The organism is Ramlibacter agri, from assembly GCF_012927085.1.
Classification (GTDB): domain Bacteria; phylum Pseudomonadota; class Gammaproteobacteria; order Burkholderiales; family Burkholderiaceae_C; genus Ramlibacter; species Ramlibacter agri.
The window spans coordinates 631,344-649,802 of the sequence record NZ_JABBFX010000002.1 but is presented as its reverse complement, the minus strand read 5'-3'; the positions used below and the strand labels follow the sequence as shown (position 1 = coordinate 649,802).

Genomic DNA, 18,459 nt, shown 5'->3' with positions numbered 1-18,459 from the left:
TTGCTCAGGCCAGCACGCCGGCGGCGCGCAGCGCGCCTTCGACGACGGCCTCGTTGGCCTTGGCCAGCGGCGTCATCGGCAGGCGAATGGCGCCGCCCATGAGGCCCATGCGGGCCATGGCCCACTTCACGGGAATCGGGTTCGCCTCGACGAACAAATGCTTGTGCAGCGGCATCAGCTGGAACTGGATCTCCATCGCCCGCTTGCGGTCGCCGGCGATGGCGGCCTTGCACAGCTCGTGCATCTGGCGCGGCGCCACGTTGGCCGTCACGCTGATGTTGCCCTGGCCGCCGCACAGCATCAGCGCCACGGCGGTCGGGTCGTCCCCGGAATAGATGGCGAAGCCCTGGGGGGCTTCGCGGATCAGCCACTGCGCACGCTCGATGTTGCCGGTGGCTTCCTTGATGCCGACGATGCCGGGCACCTGCGCCAGGCGCAGCACGGTGTCGTGCTGCATGTCCGCCACGGTGCGGCCGGGAACGTTGTAAAGCACCATGGGCAGGTCGCCGGTCGCTTCGGCGATCGCCTTGAAGTGCTGGTACTGGCCTTCCTGCGTGGGCTTGTTGTAGTAGGGCACGACCTGCAGTTGGCAGTCGGCGCCGACCTTGCGCGCATATTTCGCGAGCGCGATGGCTTCCGCGGTGCTGTTGGCGCCGCAGCCGGCCATGATCGGAACGCGGCCCTTGGCCTGCTCCACGGAGACGCGGATGATCTCCTGGTGTTCCTCGACGTCGACGGTGGGCGACTCGCCGGTGGTGCCGACCACGCCGATGCAGTCGGTCCCTTCGGCGATGTGCCAGTCGACGAGCTTGCGCAGCGCCGGATAGTCGACGCTGCCGTCCTCGTGCATCGGCGTCACGAGGGCCACGATGCTGCCTGTAATCGGAGTCATTAACGGTTCCCGGGGAATGCGCGATTGTAGGCTAGAGCATGTATCGGCCCGGTGTAGCCCCGGGGACGGCGCGGACGGCGGCGATCCGCTGGACGAAGCGGTCCGGGGCGGCCAGGAAGCCGCCCTCGTAGGCGACTACCCGCAGGCCCTGGCAGGCCTGCAGCAGCTCGCCCGGAGCCAGCAGGAAATCCGGGCGGCTCGGCTTGCCGACGGTCTCGTTGCCCCGGGCGAAGGTCTCGTAGACCAGGACGCCGCCCGGGGCGACGGCGGCCACGATGTCCGGAAGGCGCGGGCGCCACAGGTAATTCGTCACGACCACGCCGGCGAAGCTGCGGCCGGCGAAAGGCCAGGGGCCGTCCTCGATGTCGGCCAGCACGGCTTCGCCGGTGTCGCGCACCGCTTCGATCGCGTCCGGGTCGCGGTCGACGCCGGTGACGGGATGGCCTTGCTGCGCGAACCAGCGCATGTGGCGGCCGCGCCCGCAGGCGACGTCCAGCACGGCGCCGCCCGCGGGGACCAGATGGGTCCAGCGGCGGACCCAGGCCGAGGCTTCTTCGGTCCCGTGCATGCTCAATGCGGCCTGACTTCCTGCTTCAGCGCCTGCAGCGCGATGCCTTCCACCACGCCCGGCACCAGCAGCTTCATGAAGCGCCCCAGCTTGCCCTTGGCGGTCATCACCACTTCGCGCCGGCGCTGCTCCATGCCGTCGACGATCAGGCGCGCGCATTCCTCCACGCTCATCGCGCCTTCTTCCTTCAGGCCGCTGGAGCCGGCGGCCTGGCCCTGGGCGTTGTAGCCGCGGTAGCGGATCTGGGTGGCGACGACGCCGGGGTAGGCCGTGGTCACGCTGACGCCGGCGCTTTTCAGCTCCGCCCGCAGCGCCTCGAAGAAGCCGGTCATGGCGAACTTGCTGGCGCTGTAGGCGGTGCGCCCCGGCACGCCCACCAGGCCGGCCAGCGAACCGACCGCCACGATGCGGCCGCGGCTTTGCTTCAGGTGGGGCAGGGCGGCGTGGGTGCACCAGACGGAGCCCCACAGGTTCACCCGCATCAGGTCTTCGTACCAGTGCAGGTCTTCCGCCTTGACGTCCTCGAACAGCGCCTGCGCCGAGATGCCGGCGTTGTTGATCAGGCTGTCGATCCGGCCGAAGCGTTCGACGGCGGCGGCGACCAGGCCGCGGCACTGCGTCTCCTGCGCGACATCCATGGCCATCGTGAGCACCTGCGCGCCGCGCTCGCGGCACTGGGCGGCGACGGCGTCCAGCTTCTCCTGGCTGCGGCCGGCGAGGACAAGGGCGGCCTGGGCTTTCGCGGCCAGCTGGCGGGCGACTTCCGCGCCTATGCCGTCCGAGGCTCCGGTGATGACGGTGACGTTCATGGGCGGGAATGTAACCCGGCCTCCGCCTTTGTCATCCCGGGCTTCACCTCACTGGAAGCACGCCCAGATCATGTTCCCCACCGTCACCATCATCCGGGGCTGCGCATAGAGCGCAAACACGGCCAGCAGCACCACCACCGCGGCGCCATAGGCCAGCGCCTTCTTCATCACGCCGCCTGCGGCACGGTCCCGCGCGCGATCGGCGCTTCCCGCACCGGCAGGTTCACCAGCGCCGCGAACACGCCCAGCGCGATCGCCAGGTACCAGACGATGTCGTAGCTGCCGGTCCGGTCATACAGGTAGCCGCCCAGCCAGACGCCGAGGAAGGAACCGATCTGGTGGCTGAAGAAGACGAAGCCGCCCAGCATCGACAAATGCGCCACGCCGAAGATGTTGGCAATGACCGCGTTGGTCGAAGGCACCGTCGACAGCCACAGCAGGCCGATGACCGCGGAGAACAGGTACACCGACAGCGGCGACAGCGGCGCCGCCAGGAACAGCGCGATCGCGATCGAACGCCCCAGGTAGATGGAAGCCAGGATCTTGCGCTTGGCGAAGCGCTGCCCCAGCATGCCCGCGGCATAGGTGCCGAACACGTTGAACAGGCCGATCAGCGCCAGCGCGTAGCTGGCCACCTGCGGCGACATGCCCTTGTCCTTCAAATAGGAGGGCATGTGCACGCCGATGAACACCACCTGGAAGCCGCAGACGAAATAGCCCGCCATCAGCAGCTGGAAGCTGGGGTACTTGAAGGCCTCGCCCAGCGCCTGCAGGATCGTCTGTTCGCGCTTCGGCGCGACGCCGCCGCCGAAGCCCGGCTCGCGCAGGCCGAAGGCCAGCGGAACTATCGCCAGCACCACGAAGGACAGCATCACCAGCGCCTGCTGCCAGCCGAAGCGGTCGATCAGGAAGCCTTCCACCGGCACCATCAGGAACTGGCCGAAGGAGCCGGCCGCCGCCGCCACGCCCATCGCCCAGGACCGGCGCTCCGGGGGAATCTGGCGGCCGATGATGCCGTAGATCACGGCGTAGGTCGTGCCGGCCTGCGCCATGCCGATCAGGACGCCTGTGGTGAGGGTGAAGACAAAGGGATCGCGCGACAGCGCCATGCCCGCCAGGCCCAGCGCATACAGCACCGCTCCCATCAGCAGCACCCGGAACGCGCCGAAGCGGTCCGCCAGCATGCCGGCGAAGATGCCGGCAAAGCCCCAGGCCAGGTTCTGGATGGCCAGCGCGAAGGCGAAGGTCTCCCGCGTCCAGCCCTGGGCCTGCGTGATCGGCTGCAGCCACAGGCCGAAGCCGTGGCGGATGCCCATGGACAGGGTGACGATGAAGGCGCCGCAGGCGAGCACCTGCGCCATCGAGAGCTTGGGAGCGGGCGGATTCTGCATCGCGAGATTGTCGGGGCCGGAATCGGGGATCGCTTGCCGCGGGCCGGACAACCCTGTTGAAATCTTTGGTGCCCATTGATGATGGCGCGGCATGAATGCGACAAACAACTGGATACGCATCCAGTGGCGCAGGAAGCCGTGGCTACAATGCGCCTCGCATATGGCGACGAAACCATCCGAGTATTCCGAAGGTTCCATCCGGGTGCTGAAGGGCCTCGAGCCCGTCAAGCAGCGGCCCGGCATGTACACGCGTACGGACAACCCGCTGCACATCATCCAGGAAGTCCTGGACAACGCGGCGGACGAAGCCCTGGCCGGACACGGCAAGCGCATCAAGGTCTTCCTGCACACGGACGGCTCCGTGAGCGTGGAGGACGACGGCCGCGGCATCCCGATCGGCCTGCACCCCGAAGAGAAGGCGCCGGTGATCGAACTGGTCTACACGCGCCTGCACGCGGGGGGCAAGTTCGACAAGGGCAAGGGCGGGGCCTACAGCTTCTCCGGCGGCCTGCACGGCGTGGGCGTGTCGGTGACCAACGCGCTGGCCAGGCGGCTGGAAGTCACCAGCTTCCGCGAGGGCGAGGCGGGCAGCATGGTGTTTGCCGGCGGCGACGTCGAGGAAAAGCTGAAGAAGCGCAAGATCGGCCCCGAGGACCGCAAGCAGGGCACCACGGTCCGCGTCTGGCCGGACGCCAAGTACTTCGAGACGACGGCCTTGCCGATGAACGAGCTGGCCCACCTGCTGCGCAGCAAGGCGGTGCTGATGCCGGGCGTCACGGTGTCGCTCACCGACGAGAAGAAGAAGGACACCCAGACCTGGCAGTACAAGGGCGGCCTGCGCGACTACCTGATGCAGACGCTGACGGCCGACCCGGTGATCCCGCTGTTCGAGGGCGAGGGCTTCGCCGACAGCAACGACAACTTCGCCGAAGGCGAGGGCGCCTCCTGGTGCGTGGCCTTCACCGAAGACGGCCAGCCGGTGCGCGAAAGCTACGTCAACCTGATCCCGACCACCGCCGGCGGCACGCACGACAGCGGCCTGCGCGACGGCCTGTTCAACGCGGTCAAGAGCTTCATCGAGTTGCACAACCTGCAGCCCAAGGGCGTGAAGCTGCTGCCCGAGGACGTGTTCGCCCGCGCCTCCTACGTGCTCTCCGCCAAGGTGCTGGACCCGCAGTTCCAGGGCCAGATCAAGGAACGCCTGAATTCGCGCGACGCCGTCCGCCTGGTGTCGAGCTTCGTGCGGCCGGCGCTGGAGCTGTGGCTGAACCAGCACGTCGACTACGGCAAGAAGCTGGCCGAACTGGCCATCAAGGCTGCGCAGTCGCGCCAGCGGGCCGGCCAGAAGGTCGAGAAGCGCAAGGGCTCCGGCGTGGCCGTGCTGCCCGGCAAGCTGACCGACTGCGAAAGCAAGGACCTCGCGCACAACGAGGTCTTCCTGGTCGAGGGCGACTCCGCCGGCGGCAGCGCCAAGATGGGCCGCGACAAGGAAAGCCAGGCCATCCTGCCGCTGCGCGGCAAGGTGCTGAACACCTGGGAGGTCGAGCGCGACCGCCTGTTCGCCAACAACGAAATCCATGACATCTCCGTGGCGATCGGCGTCGATCCCCATGGTCCCAGCGATAACGTGGACCTGAGCGGCCTGCGATACGGCAAGATCTGCATCCTCTCGGACGCCGACGTCGACGGGTCGCATATCCAGGTGCTGCTGCTCACGCTCTTCTTCCGCCACTTCCCCAAGCTCATCGAGTCGGGGAACGTCTACATCGCGCGGCCGCCGCTTTTCCGCGTGGACGCGCCGGCGCGCGGCAAGAAGCCGGCGTCCAAGATGTACGCGCTGGACGAAGGCGAGCTCACGCACATCCTCGACAAGCTGCGCAAGGAAGGCGTGGGCGAGGGCAAGTGGAGCATCAGCCGTTTCAAGGGCCTGGGGGAGATGAGCGCCGAGCAGCTGTGGGAAACCACGCTGAACCCCGACACCCGCCGCCTGCTGCCGGTGCAGCTGGGCAAATTGGATTTCTCCGGCACCGAGTCGCTGATCACCAAGCTGATGGGCAAGGGCGAGGCCGCGGCGCGGCGCGAGCTGATGGAACTGCACGGCGACGCCGTCGAAATCGACATCTGACATGCACCCGGCCGCATCCGCCAACGATACCGCCGCCTTGCGCGTGCGGCTGCGGCCGACCATGCAGAGCGACATCGCCTTCGTGCTGTCGCTGGAGCAGGACCCCGAAAACCTGCCCTTCATCACGCCCTGGGAACGGACCCAGCACGAGGCGGCCATCCGCTTCCCGGACTTCCGCCATTTCATCGTGGAAGCCGGTCCGGGCCTGGAGGCGGCCGGCTTCGTCATCCTGATCGGCTGCCGCAGCCCGCACCAGTCGCTGGAGCTGAAACGCATGGTGGTGCGGTCCAAGGGCCGCGGCCTCGGCCGCGCCTCGCTGCGCGTGGTGAAGAAGGTGGCTTTCGACGACCTCGGCGCGCACCGCCTGTGGCTGGACGTGAAGCAGCGCAACACGCGCGCCAAGGCCTTGTACGACAGCGAGGGCTTCGTCGTCGAGGGCGTGCTGCGCGAGGCGGTGAAGCTGGACGACGGCTTCGAATCGATGGTCGTGATGTCCATGCTGGCGAACGAGTTCCGGCAGCGGCGGGCGCAAGGCCTGGAGTTGCGCGGATGAAGCGCGGGCTGGCGTTCGCGCTTGCAGCAGCCCTGATGCTGGGCGCCGCTGCGGCGCGAGCCGAAGTCTGGGGCTACGTCGACGAAAAAGGCGTGGCCCATTTCGCCGCCGAGAAAGTGGACGAGCGCTACGAGCTGTTCTTCCGCGGCGGCGAGAGCTTCGACACCAGCGCCGGCCTGCAGCAAGGGACGCCGCGGCCGGTGGCCGTGCCCACGGCGCCGGCCAAGCTGGTCGCCTTCTTCGAGATCTCGTCCACCTACAAGATCGTCAAGCCGCACCTGCGCGCCGCCGCCAGCGAGCAGGGGCTGGACTTCGAGCTGCTGCAGGCGCTGATCGCCACCGAGTCCGGCTTCGACACCGGCGCCGTCTCGCCCAAGGGCGCTGTGGGCCTGATGCAGATCATGCCGGCCACCGCCGAACGCTATGGCCTCACCGGCGACCGCAAGGCGCCCGTGGAAAAGAAGCTGACCGACCCGCGCACCAACGTGCGGCTGGGCGCGCGCTACCTGCACGACCTGATGAAGATGTTCCCCGGCCAGCTGGAGCTGGCCCTGGCCGCCTACAACGCGGGCGAGGGCGCCGTGCAGCGCGCCGGCAACCGCATCCCCAACTTCCGCGAAACGCAGAACTACGTGAAGACCGTGATGCAGCTGTACCAGATGCTCAAGCCGCCCGCGTCGCTGGGGGGTGGCGGCTCGAATCCGCGCGTGCCGACGCGCGTGCGCATGGAACTGCCGGGCACGTCCGCCGAGGACAACGTGCCGGTCGGCGGCGCGCGCGGGCGCGGCAACCTGCCGGCGGGCATGAGCGCCGGCGCTCCTTCTTCCCCCGATCCCGTCGCGGCCCGATGACCGACCGCCTCGAAGCCGCGCCTTTGTGGCTGGGCGCCTGCGTGGGCGCGCAGCTGCTGGTCGTTGTCCTCTGCGTCGTGATGGCCGTGGCCTGGCGCGAGCGCCCGCTGCTGCTGCACGCGGCGGCCACCCTGATGTCGGCGCTGGCGCTGCAGGCGCTGCTGGCGCACTGGCCGGTGCAGCCGCGCGCGGTGCTGCTGCTGGTGCTGGCGCTCGCGGGCCTGCAACTGCTGGACCTGGTGAGCCATGCCGGCGGACTGCGTACGCGCCGGCGCTGGCTGCTGGGCGCCAGCGCGGTGGCTCTGCCGGTGCTCGCGGCGCTTTCCACCTTCAGCGCCTGGTTCGCGGCAGGCGGCGTGCTGCTGTGGCTCGTCGTGGTGCTGCTGGTCCTGCAACGCGCCTGGTTGCAAAGCCAGCCCTGGGCCTGGTGGCTGGCGCCCGGCTTGCTGGCGCTGCTGGCGGCTGCAGGGAGCACGCTGCTGGAACAACCGCTGGCCGGCATGGCCGAGGCACTGGAGCTGGCCGTGCTGCTGACGTTGTGGACCGGCTGCATCTACATCGGCACCAGCTGGCGCGGCCGCCTGTATGGCGAGACCCGTGCGCGCATCCAGGCCCGCAACACCATCGACCCGCTGACCGGCCTGGCCACGCCGCTGGTGCTCGCCGAGCGCGTGCAGGCGGCGCGCCACCTCACCAAGCGCTACGGGCATCCGAGCGTGCTGATGATCGTGCACATCGAGAACCTGCCCGCGATCGCGCACGAGTTCGGCCCCGAGACGGCGGAGGCTGCCGTGCTGGCCGCCGCCAGCCGTGTGCGCGAGGCGCTGCTGCGGGACGGCGACGTCGCCGCGCGGTTGGCGCACGCCCGCATCGGCGTGCTGGCCGAGGGGGCGGCGCCCGGCCAGGCCGCAGCCACCGTGGCCACGCGCATCCTGTCCGCGGGCCTGAAGGAGCCGCTGGCCGCCGCGCCGGCGGAGTACCTGCGCTTCCGCATCGCGCTGGGCCCGGTGCCCGTCGACGAGATTCCTCCCAAGCTGCTGCTGCATCGCCTCAACGCCCGGCTCGACGCCGAGCTGCAGGCGCGCAACGAGCGGCGCATCGCAACCCTGAGCCAGGACGAGATGCTCGTCCGGACCGACTTCAGCACCCTGTAGAGCCATGGAGCAAGAACTACTCACCCTAGCCGATGACGGCGACGATGGCAGCGGCCTCGACCTGGCCACCTACGCCCAGCGCGCCTACCTGGAGTACGCCCTCAGTGTCGTGAAGGGCCGCGCGCTGCCCGACGTGGCGGACGGCCAGAAGCCGGTGCAGCGGCGCATCCTGTACTCGATGTACCGCATGGGCCTGGGCTTCGGCGCCGGCAATGCGGGCGCCAAGCCGGTGAAGAGCGCGCGGGTGGTCGGCGACGTGCTGGGCCGCTTCCACCCGCACGGCGACCAGGCCGCCTACGACGCACTGGTGCGCATGGCGCAGGACTTCGCGCAGCGCTACCCGCTGATCGACGGCCAGGGCAACTTCGGCAGCCGCGACGGCGACGGCGCGGCGGCGATGCGCTACACCGAAGCGCGCCTGGCCAAGATCTCCAACCTGCTGCTCGACGAGATCGACGAGGGCACGGTCGAATTCGTCCTCAACTACGACGGCAGCACGCAGGAGCCGGTGGTGTTGCCCGCGCGCCTGCCCTTCACGCTGCTCAATGGCGCCAGCGGCATCGCCGTGGGCCTGGCCACCGAGATCCCCTCGCACAACCTGCGCGAAGTGGCCGAGGCCTGCGTGGCCTTGGTCAAGAACCCCAAGCTGCCTGACGAGGACCTGCTGGCCCTGGTCCCCGGCCCGGACTATCCGGGCGGCGGCCAGATCATCTCCAGCGCGACGGACATCGCGGAGGCTTACGGCACGGGCCGCGGCTCGCTGAAGGTGCGGGCGCGCTGGAAGATCGAGGAGATGGCGCGCGGCCAATGGCAGCTGGTGGTCAACGAGCTGCCGCCCGGCGTGAGCACGCAGAAGGTGCTGGAGGAGATCGAGGAGCTCACCAATCCCAAGGTCAAGGCCGGCAAGAAGGCGCTGACGCAGGACCAGGTGCAGCTGAAGGCCTCCATCCTGGCCGTGCTGGACACGGTGCGCGACGAGTCGAGCAAGGACGCGCCGGTGCGCCTGGTGTTCGAGCCCAAGACCAGCAAGATCTCGCAGGACGACCTGGTCAACTCGCTGCTGGCGCACACCTCGCTGGAAACGTCCGCGCCGATCAACCTGACGATGGTGGGCCTGGACGGCAAGCCGGTGCAGAAGTCGCTGCGCCAGATGCTGGAAGAGTGGATCGAGTTCCGGCATCGCACCATCGAGCGCCGCTCGCGGCACCGCCTGGACAAGGTGCTGGACCGCATCCACATCCTCGAGGGCCGGCAGCTCGTGCTGCTGAACATCGACGAGGTGATCCGGATCATCCGCAACAGCGACGAGCCGAAGCAGGCGCTGATGGAGCGCTTCAAGCTCTCCGAGCGGCAGGCCGAGGACATCCTGGAAATCCGGCTGCGCCAGTTGGCGCGCCTGGAAGCGATCAAGATCGAACAGGAGCTGAAGGAACTGCGCGGCGAGCAGGAGAAGCTGGAAGAGATCCTGGGTTCGCCGGCCACGCTGCGCCGGTTGATGGTCAAGGAGATCGAGGCCGACACCAAGACTTTCGGCGATGCGCGCCGCACGCTGATCCAGGCCGAGAAGAAGGCCGTGGCCGAAGTGAAGGTGGTCGACGAGCCGGTGACGGTGGTGGTGTCGCAGAAGGGCTGGGTCCGCGCGCGCCAGGGGCATGGGCACGAGGCTTCGAGCTTCGCGTTCAAGTCCGGCGACGGACTGTATGGCACCTTTGAATGCCGCACGGTCGATACCTTGCTGGCTTTCGGCAGCAATGGCCGCGTGTACTCGGTGCCCGTGTCGGTGCTGCCGGGCGCGCGCGGTGACGGCCAGCCGCTGACGACCTTCGTCGAGCTGGAGTCGGGCACGCAGCTGGTGCACTACTTCGCGGGTTCGGCCAAGGACTGGCTGTTGCTGTCCAACTCCGGCGGCTACGGCTTCCTGGCGCAGGTGGAGAACATGGTGTCGCGGCAGAAGGGCGGCAAGTCCTTCCTGTCGCTCGGCACTGGGGAGACGGTGTGCCGTCCCTCGCAGGCCAACGTGCCGCCGCAGGCGCCGGCCACGCATGTGTGCTGCGCGTCCACGGGCAAGCGCATCCTGACCTTCGAGATCTCCGAGCTGAAGCCCATGGCCAACGGCGGCCGCGGCCTGATGCTGATGGACCTGGAGGCGAAGGAGGAACTCGCCGGTGCGGCCGCCTATTCGCGCTCGGTCCGCATCATCGGGCTGGGACGCGGCGACAAGGACCGCGAGGAAGTGCTGGAGATCCGGTCGCTGAACAACGCGAGGGGTTCGCGCGGCCGCAAGGGCAAGCAGGCCGATCTGGGCTTCAAGCCGCTGTCGGTGGTGCGGGTGGAGTAAAAAGGCGTTCCCGACGAAGGAGGGAACGCCATGGACCTGCAACTCAAGGGCAAGCTTGCCCTCGTCTCCGGCAGCACCGCCGGCATCGGCCGCGCGATTGCGACGGCGCTGGCCGCCGAGGGCGCGGCCGTCATCGTCAACGGGCGCTCCCAGGCCTCGGTCGACCAGGCGGTGCGCGAAATCGCCGCGGCCACGGGCAACATCAGCGTGCGCGGCTTCGCCGGCGACCTGGGCACGGCTGCCGCGGCCGAACAGGTCGCGAAGGAGCACCCCGGCATCCAGATCCTGGTCAACAACCTGGGCATCTTCGAACCCAAGTCCTTCGAGGAGATCCCGGACGCCGACTGGATGCGCTTCTTCGAGGTGAACGTGCTGAGCGGCGTGCGCCTCGCGCGCCTCTTGCTGCCGGCGATGCGCCAGGCCAACTGGGGCCGGATCATTTTCATCTCCAGCGAAAGCGGCATCCAGATCCCGGCGGAGATGGTGCATTACGGCGTGACGAAGACGGCGCAACTGGCGGTGGCGCGAGGCCTCGCGGAGTCGCTGGCGGGCACCGGCATCACGGTCAACAGCGTGCTGCCCGGGCCGACGCGCTCGCGCGGTGTCGGCGATTTCGTCGAGGCGCTGGCGCAAGGGCAGGGCAAGAGCGAGGCGCAGGTCGAGAAGGAATTTTTCCAGACAATGCGGCCGACCTCGCTGATCAAGCGCTTCGCGACGCCGGAAGAAGTGGCTTCGCTGGTGGCCTATGTCGCCAGTCCGCTCGCTTCGGCCACCACGGGCGCCGCGCTGCGGGTCGATGGCGGCGTCGTCAAGAGCGTGTTCTGAATGATCTTGCCTGAGCACCTGCAACGTATCACCACCGGCACGCTGGCGCACTACAACGAACGGGCCGAGGCCTTCTGGGAAGGCACGCGCGACCACGATGTCACGCAGAACATCGCTGCGCTGCTGCGCCACATCGAGGGCGCGCCGCCATTCCGCATCCTCGACTTCGGTTGCGGCCCGGGGCGTGATCTCGCGGCACTGCGTGCGCGTGGACACGAGCCGGTGGGCCTCGAAGGTTCGCCGCCGCTGGCCGCGCTGGCGCGGGTCCACAGCGGCTGCGAGGTGTGGGAGCAGGATTTCCTCGCGCTGGACCTGCCCGGCGACCATTTCGACGGAGTCTTTGCCAACGCCTCGCTGTTCCACGTGCCGCGCGAAGCCTTGCCGCGCGTGCTGAGCGAACTGCATGCGACGCTGAAGCCGGGCGGCGTGCTGTTCGCGTCCAATCCGCGCGGGAAGGACGAGGAGGGCTGGTACGGCGGGCGCTACGGCGCCTTCCACAGCCTCGAGGGCTGGCGCGCCTTCCTGGCGGCGGCGTCGTTCCAGGAACTGGAGCATTACTACCGACCCGAAGGACTGCCGCGCGAGCAGCAGGCCTGGCTCGCCAGCGCCTGGCGCAAGCGCTGATTCTGGCAAGGATTGCAAGGGCATTGCCCCACGCGGGCGCGTTGCGGCCTAGACTCGAGCGCATGACTCTTTCGCGCATCATCACCACCCGCCGCCGCGCCCCGCGCGTGGCGCAGGTGCGCGCGCGAACGCCGGCAGCACTTCCCTGAGCCCGGCGATTCACACTTTTCCCCTCTAGCGCCAAATCGAATCGCCGGGCCAGCTCCAAGCGCACAGCTTCAAGGAGACCCGGAAGTGGAAACCACTCTCCAGCGGGAGCGCACGCTCACGCATATCGATCACGTCCGCCTTGCGCGCCTGCCGTGCAGCGAGGCCATGCAGGAAATGCTCGCTGGCAGCGAGCTGGTGGCGCCGCGCGCGGTGCCTCCCACGCTCGTCACCATGCGCACGCAGGTGCTGCTGCGTGACCTGGCCTGGGATGCGCCGCCCTACGAACTGACGCTTTGCTATCCCGAGGATGCCGACCCATCGCGCGGCCTCATCTCCGTGCTGTCGCCGGTGGGCAGCGCGCTGCTCGGGCTGCAGGTCGGCGACACCGCGCGCTGGCATGGACCGCAGGGCCGCTGGGGCGAAGCCCGCATCCTCGCCGTGCTGTTCCAGCCCGAAGCCCATGGCGACTTCGGCGCATGACGGCGCGGCTCGATGCGCCGGTCCTCGCGCTGGTCGATGGCAGCGCGCCGGCGGCCAACGCCGCCTGGCGTGCCGCGCTGGTGGCGCGCGACCATCGCGTGCCTTTGCGCCTGCTGCACTCCGGCGCGGCTGGTGGTGAACACGATGCGCCGCGGCTTGCCGCTGCATTGCGGGAGCGGCTGGTCATCACGGTGGAAACGCCGCCATGCGAGGGCGATCCGCTCACGCACGCCGTGCGTGCGGCGCGCGAAGCCAGCCTGCTGGTGATCGGCTCGCGGCGCGGCAACCCGCTGCGCGAATTCGTGCTGGGCACGCAGGCCGAGCGCTTGCTGCGCCTGTGCCGCGGGCCGGTGCTGGTGGTGAAGCGTCCCGTGACCGCCGGCTACCGGCGGGTGCTGGTGCCGGTGGACCTGGGCGCCGAAGCCAGCCATGTGATCGCGACCGCGGGCCTGTTCTCGCGCGACCCGCGCATGGAAGTGCTGCATGCGCTGCGCCTGGATGCGGAGGCCACGCTGCGGCTGGCCGACGCCTCGCACGAGGTGCTGCGGCGCCAACGCGGCACCGCGGAGGTGCGGGCGCGGCTGTCGCTTCAGGAACTGATCGCGGATGCGGGAGCAGGGCCGAACGGCGCGCGGCTCGCCGTGACTTTCGGCGACGCGGCTGCGTCCGTCCTGGCGCGCGAGCGTGCCATGCGCGCGGATCTGGTGGTGCTGGGCAAGCGGCAGCGCGGGATGCTGGCCGATTTCTTCCTGGGCGGCGTCACGCAGCGGGTGCTGGCAGCGGCGCGCGCCGACGTCTTGATCGTCGTCACCCCCGCGCAGGCGGGGGCCCGGGGTGCCGAAGCGAGCGGCCGGAGGCCGCTCGTCCGCGAAGCCTAGACTTCCGCGACCAGTTCGATCTCGACGCAGGCGCCCATCGGGATCTGCGCGACGCCGAAGGCGCTGCGGGCGTGGGCGCCCTTGTCGCCGAAGACCTGGCCCAGCAGTTCGCTGGCGCCATTGGTCACCAGGTGCTGCTCGGTGAAGTCGGGCGTGGAGTTCACCAGGCTCATCACCTTGACGATGCGCTTGACCTGGTTCAGGTCGCCGATGGCCGCGTGCAGCGTGCCCATCAGGTCGATCGCGATGGCGCGCGCGGCGGACTTGCCCTCGTCGGTCTGCAGGGTCTTGCCCAGCTGGCCGACCCAGGCCTTGCCGTCCTTCTTGGCGATGTGCCCGGAGATGAAGACGAGGTTGCCGGTGCGCACGAAAGGCACGTAGGCCGCGGCCGGGGCTGCCACCGGCGGCAGCGTGATGTTCAGTTCCTTCAGTTTTTCGTAGATGTCCATCGCACTCTCCTTGGAATGCGCCGATTCTAGGCAGCAGGCGCTTCCGATGGGGAGACCGTGACAGCCACGCGCAAGGAGTGGTTCGCGCCGCCGTGGATCACGCCGCGCATCGGCGAGACGTCGGAGTAGTCGCGGCCGATGGCCAGGGTCACGTAATCCTCGCCCGGCGCGCGGTCGTTGGTGGGGTCGAGGTCGGCCCAGGTGCCGGCCGCGCCGCCGCCTTCGCCCGGCAGGTAGACCGAGACCCAGGCATGCGAGGCATCGCTGCCCACCAGCCGCGGCTGCCCCGGCGGCGGCTCGGTCAGCAGGTAGCCGCTGACGTAGCGCGCCGGCAGGCCCAGGCTGCGCAGGCCGCCCAGCATCACGTGCGCCAGGTCCTGGCAGACGCCCTTGCGCAGGGCCAACGCCTCCAGCGCCGGCGTGTTGACGTCGGTCGCCGTGGTGGCGTATTCGAAATCGGCGTGGATGCGGTGCATCAGGTCCTGCGCCGCTTCCAGCAGCGGCCGCCCCGGCGCGAAGCTGGCTTGCGCATACGCGGCAAACAGGTCGTCGCGCGGCACGTAGGGCGAGGCGAACACGAACTCGGCGGCCGGGTCGTAGCGCGAGCCGCGGTGGTAGCGCATGCGCTCGCGCACATCCTCCCAGGCCAGCTCGCACTCCGGCGCCGGCGCGGCCGAGGTCGAGACCAGGCTTTCGGCCAGCACGCGCAGCTGCTCGTGCATCACCTGCAGGCTGAAGAAGGTGCGGGTGTTGCCGAAGACATCGACGGCTTCCACCTGCTGCGCGGGCAGCGGGTCGACGGTGAGCTTGTGGTCCAGGAGCCGCTGGTGCCCGCCGTGCGCGGGCTTCAGGTGCGCCATGTGCTGCGCGGTGCGGACTGCGGGCACGTAGTCGTAAGCAGTCTCGTGCAGGACGTGGAGAAGCATCAGGCGCCCACCGAATGGCGGCTCGAATCCGCGTGCGCGAAGTAGCGCGCCGTGAGTTCGTCGGACAACCGGTACGAAGCATCGACGCACTGCCGCAGCAGTTCCAGCAGGCGCGCGGGCTGGCCCTGTGCATCGCGCTGGCACAGCGCGTCCAGGGTCCAGGCCTGCGGGTCGGGCAGGATCATCGCCATCACCGGCATCTTGCCCGGCGGCATGTTCGCCAGCTTGGCGAGCCGGCCGCGCAGCGTCTGCGCCACCCAGCCCAGCGAGCGCGGGTTGTCGCGGTCCAGCACCAGCAGGTCCAGCAGCGCGGGGATGTCGTGGCGCTGCTGGTAGCTGGCGTGGAAGGTGATGGTGCTGTCGAACAGCGCCACCACGGCTTCGTAGCCCGCTTCGTCCTCCACCGCGCCGGTCTCGAAGGCGCACAGCAGCGCCTGCGCGAGGAAGCCCAGGCGCTCCAGGTGGCGGCCGGTGGAGAGCAGCCGCCAGCCGTCGTCGCGCGTCATGCGGTCGGTCTGCGCGCCGGTCATCGCGGCGGTGTGCGCCGACAGCAGTTCCAGCACGCGCAGCGCGTCGACCGAGGAGTAATCGCCCTCGGTGCCGCAGGCCGCGCAGCCGCGCCGGAATTCCTGGTCCGCCTGCACGATCTGGTTCCACTGCTCCTGCGACAGCCGCTCGCGCACGCCCGAGGCGGCGCCGCGCAGCGCGGACAGGTTGTAGCCCACGCTGTTGGCGCCCTGCACGTCGCCCAGCGCAGCGACCAGCGAGCGCTCGAACACGCGGCGCGCCTGCGTGGCCGGTGGCACCGCGGCCAGCACCAGCGCGTTGGCGGCGGCCAGCTCGCCCAGCCAGGCCAGCAGCGGCTGCGAGTTCTGGTCCTCGCCGTTGAGGCTTTCGATGGCAAGCCGTGCGAGCCGCGCCGTGTTCTCGGTGCGCTCGGTGTAGCGGCCCAGCCAGAAGAGGTTCTCCGCCGCACGGCTGGTCACGGTGCGGTTCCGGTGCGGCGTGTCCACCGCCGGGTGCTCGTGCTGCAGCAGGGTGGACGTATCGACCGTGCCTTCGGTCAGCACCCAGGTGTCGGCGCTGCTGCCTCCGCGCTGCATGGAGGCGATCTCCGACTCCGCGGTGGCGATGCGCGTCAGCCCGCCGGGCAGCACGCGCCAGCCCTGCGCGCCGTCGGACACCGCGAACACGCGCAGCAGCAGCGAGCGCGGCACGATGCGGTCGCCCGCGGCGGCGCTTTTCCAGGTGGGCATCTGCGACAGCGGCAGGTAGGCCTGCACCGTGTGCAGGTCGGGCTCGCGCACGATGCGGCCGGCCCATTCATCCAGCTGGCGCCGCGCCAGGTTCTTGCCCAGCACCGCGCCGGCTCCGGCGCCGGCATAGGTCGCCTTGATCACGTGCTGGCCCAGTTGCGGCAGCACGGCTTCCATCGCCGCGCGCTCGCCGCACCACCAGGTGGGCAGCGCGGGCAGCTTCAGTTCCTCGCCGAGGAGATGGCGGCTCAGGGCCGGCAGGAAGCCGAGCAGGGCGGTCGATTCGAGGAAGCCGGAGCCGGGCGCGTTGGCGACCAGCACGTTGCCGGCGCGCACCGCCTGCAGCAGGCCGGGCACGCCCAGGTGCGAATCGGCGCGCAACTGCAGCGGGTCGAGGAACTCGTCGTCCAGGCGCTTCAAGACGCCGTGCACCGGCTCCAGCCCCTTGAGCGTCTTCAGGTACAGGCGCTGGTCGCGCACGGTGAGGTCGCTGCCTTCGACCAGCGTCAAGCCCAGGTAGCGCGCGAGGTAGGCGTGCTCGAAGTAGGTCTCGTTGTACGGGCCCGGCGTCAGCAGCACGATGCGCGGCTCGCCGCCGCCGGCGGGGCAGGCCCGCACCAGGCTTTCCAGCAGGGCGCGATAGGTGGCGGCCAGGCGCTGCACCTTCAGCTCGCGGAAGGCCTCGGGGAACAGGCGCGAGGTGATCAGCCGGTTTTCCAGCAGGTAGCCCAGGCCGGAGGGCGCCTGCGTGCGCTGCGTCACCACCCACCAGGCGCCATTCGGGTCGCGCGCGATGTCGAAGGCGGCGATGTGCAGGCGGCGGCCACCCGCCGGTTCGGCGCCGTGCATGGGCCGCAGGTAGCCTGGATGGCCCAGTACCAGCGCGGGCGGCAGCAGGTTACGCGCCAGCAGCTGCTGCGGGCCGTAGACGTCGGCGAGGATGCGTTCGAGCAGCCGCACGCGCTGCAGCACCCCGGCCTCGATCTTCTGCCAGTCGGCGGGCGTGAGGATCAAGGGGAACAGGTCCAGCGACCAGGGCCGCTGCGGCCCGCCGGCATCGGCGTAGACGTTGTAGGTGATGCCGTTGTCGCGCACCTGCCGCTGCAGGTTGACGGTGCGGCGGTTCAGGTCGGCGAAGCCTTCGTGGCCCAGGTGCTCGAAGAAACGCGACCAGGCCGCCGTGGGCAGGGCCTGGGGCGGCACGTGGTTCGCCAGCTCGGACGGTTCGCGCGGGGCGGAGATGCCGCCGCGCAGTTCGTCGTAGTGCCCCCGGGCCGCGGGCGGCGCCAGGGCGGCGGCGAGCGCGGCCGGCGTTTCACCGGCCTGCGCGCCGAACAGCGATTCGTTGGTGCGGTCCACAGCGTGCCGATTCTCCCATCCCGCGCGGGCGGGAGCCACGCGCGCGTCGCGCTCAGCCGACGTTCACCACCAGGCCGGGGTCGAAGTTGGCGTTTTCGTCCACCTCGTTGCGCCGATAGCCGCGCGGGTTGCACAGCACCCGGGTGCCGTCCACGAGGTAGTCGAAGCTGTCATGCGTGTGCCCGTGCACCCACAGCGCGGCGCGCCCGCCTCCCAGCAAGTGCTCGGCGCGCGACACGAAGCAGGCGTTGACCGGCGAGCCCTCGAAGCGCGGGTGCACGCTGCGCGGCGAAGGCGCATGGTGGGTGATGACGACCGTGGCGCCGTCGAAAGGCTGGTCCAGCCGCTGGGCCAGCCAGGCGGCGTGGCGGTCGAACATCGCCGCGGAGTCGCGTGGCGTCAGCAGCGCGGGCGCGCCGTCGCTGACGCGGATGCGCTGGAAGTCGCGCATGAAGCGGCTCGCGGCTTCCTCCGCGGCGGCGCGCTGCGCTTCATCGCCGAACAGCTCGAAGTCGGTCCACAAGGTCGTGCCCAGGAAGCGCACGCCCTCCCAGCGGAATTCGTCCTCGTGCAGCAGGTGCACGTCGCTGCCGGCGCAGAGGGCTCGCAGCTGGGCCACCGTGCCGTCCAGGCTGCCGCCGTAGAACTCGTGGTTGCCTGGCACGTACAGCACCGGCTTGCCCAGCGAGCGGGCCCAGGCCACGGCTTCCGGTGGCCGGGCGATGTCGCCGGCCAGGATGACCAGGTCGGCGTCCGTCGCCGGCGGCGCGAAGCCGGCCTGGCTCAGGTGCAGGTCGGAGAGGATGTGCAGCTTCAGGCCCATGGCCGGGC

At 69.8% G+C, this 18,459-nt stretch carries 17 protein-coding genes; 9 read left to right on the top strand and 8 right to left on the bottom strand.

Features of this window, described 5'->3' with window-relative positions:
* Positions 1-4 precede the first annotated feature (4 nt).
* The 4 genes from dapA to HHL11_RS21520 all read right to left on the bottom strand — a co-directional run bounded on the left by dapA (position 5) and on the right by HHL11_RS21520 (position 3,660).
* Positions 5-892 carry a 4-hydroxy-tetrahydrodipicolinate synthase gene (gene dapA / locus HHL11_RS21535; protein WP_169420614.1) on the bottom strand — a complete coding sequence of 296 codons (888 nt, stop codon included), beginning with the start codon at positions 890-892 and terminating at the stop codon, positions 5-7.
* A 31-nt stretch (positions 893-923) separates the two neighbouring features.
* Positions 924-1,460, bottom strand: a complete 537-nt coding sequence (locus HHL11_RS21530; RefSeq protein WP_169420613.1) for a class I SAM-dependent methyltransferase — start codon at positions 1,458-1,460, stop codon at positions 924-926.
* Between the two features lie 2 nt (positions 1,461-1,462).
* Positions 1,463-2,269, bottom strand: a complete 807-nt coding sequence (locus HHL11_RS21525; protein WP_169420612.1) for an SDR family oxidoreductase — start codon at positions 2,267-2,269, stop codon at positions 1,463-1,465.
* Between the two features lie 167 nt (positions 2,270-2,436).
* Positions 2,437-3,660 carry an MFS transporter gene (locus HHL11_RS21520; protein ID WP_169420611.1) on the bottom strand — a complete coding sequence of 408 codons (1,224 nt, stop codon included), beginning with the start codon at positions 3,658-3,660 and terminating at the stop codon, positions 2,437-2,439.
* Positions 3,661-3,820: 160 nt separating this feature from the next.
* Between HHL11_RS21520 and HHL11_RS21515 the strand changes: the two genes are divergently transcribed.
* From HHL11_RS21515 to HHL11_RS21475, 9 genes are all read left to right on the top strand, one after another.
* The gene (locus HHL11_RS21515; RefSeq protein ID WP_169420610.1) at positions 3,821-5,785 is read left to right on the top strand and encodes a DNA topoisomerase IV subunit B; all 1,965 of its coding nucleotides are present in this window, start codon (positions 3,821-3,823) and stop codon (positions 5,783-5,785) included.
* Between the two features lies 1 nt (position 5,786).
* A complete protein-coding gene (locus HHL11_RS21510) occupies positions 5,787-6,338 on the top strand; it encodes a GNAT family N-acetyltransferase (protein WP_169420609.1) in 552 nt (183 codons plus the stop codon).
* A complete protein-coding gene (locus tag HHL11_RS21505) occupies positions 6,335-7,189 on the top strand; it encodes a lytic transglycosylase domain-containing protein (protein WP_169420608.1) in 855 nt (284 codons plus the stop codon). Before HHL11_RS21510 ends, HHL11_RS21505 begins: the two co-directional genes overlap by 4 nt.
* Entirely contained in the window at positions 7,186-8,343 is a 1,158-nt protein-coding gene (locus HHL11_RS21500) for a GGDEF domain-containing protein (RefSeq protein WP_169420607.1), read from the top strand. Before HHL11_RS21505 ends, HHL11_RS21500 begins: the two co-directional genes overlap by 4 nt.
* A 4-nt stretch (positions 8,344-8,347) precedes the next feature.
* Positions 8,348-10,681 (top strand): DNA topoisomerase IV subunit A, encoded by a 2,334-nt coding sequence (parC, locus tag HHL11_RS21495; RefSeq protein WP_169420606.1) that lies wholly within the window; start codon positions 8,348-8,350, stop codon positions 10,679-10,681.
* A 30-nt stretch (positions 10,682-10,711) separates the two neighbouring features.
* On the top strand, positions 10,712-11,506 hold the full coding sequence (locus tag HHL11_RS21490; protein ID WP_169420605.1) for an SDR family NAD(P)-dependent oxidoreductase: 795 nt from the start codon (positions 10,712-10,714) through the stop codon (positions 11,504-11,506).
* Positions 11,507-12,130, top strand: a complete 624-nt coding sequence (locus HHL11_RS21485; RefSeq protein ID WP_169420604.1) for a class I SAM-dependent methyltransferase — start codon at positions 11,507-11,509, stop codon at positions 12,128-12,130.
* Between the two features lie 234 nt (positions 12,131-12,364).
* Positions 12,365-12,760, top strand: a complete 396-nt coding sequence (locus tag HHL11_RS21480) for a GreA/GreB family elongation factor (RefSeq protein WP_169420603.1) — start codon at positions 12,365-12,367, stop codon at positions 12,758-12,760.
* Positions 12,757-13,638, top strand: coding sequence for a universal stress protein (locus tag HHL11_RS21475; RefSeq protein WP_169420602.1), 882 nt, complete (start codon positions 12,757-12,759; stop codon positions 13,636-13,638). Before HHL11_RS21480 ends, HHL11_RS21475 begins: the two co-directional genes overlap by 4 nt.
* Here the strand turns inward: HHL11_RS21475 and HHL11_RS21470 are convergent.
* From HHL11_RS21470 to HHL11_RS21455, 4 genes are read right to left on the bottom strand one after another with little or no spacing between them, the layout of a single operon-like run.
* Positions 13,635-14,087, bottom strand: coding sequence for a RidA family protein (locus HHL11_RS21470; protein ID WP_169420601.1), 453 nt, complete (start codon positions 14,085-14,087; stop codon positions 13,635-13,637). The genes HHL11_RS21475 and HHL11_RS21470 overlap by 4 nt on opposite strands.
* A gap of 26 nt (positions 14,088-14,113) precedes the next feature.
* The gene (locus HHL11_RS21465) at positions 14,114-15,013 is read right to left on the bottom strand and encodes a transglutaminase family protein (protein ID WP_169420600.1); all 900 of its coding nucleotides are present in this window, start codon (positions 15,011-15,013) and stop codon (positions 14,114-14,116) included.
* Entirely contained in the window at positions 15,013-17,628 is a 2,616-nt protein-coding gene (locus tag HHL11_RS21460) for a circularly permuted type 2 ATP-grasp protein (RefSeq protein WP_169420599.1), read from the bottom strand. The genes HHL11_RS21465 and HHL11_RS21460 overlap by 1 nt, the downstream gene beginning before the upstream one ends.
* Before the next feature lie 52 nt (positions 17,629-17,680).
* The gene (locus HHL11_RS21455) at positions 17,681-18,445 is read right to left on the bottom strand and encodes a metallophosphoesterase (protein ID WP_169421215.1); all 765 of its coding nucleotides are present in this window, start codon (positions 18,443-18,445) and stop codon (positions 17,681-17,683) included.
* Positions 18,446-18,459 lie beyond the last annotated feature (14 nt).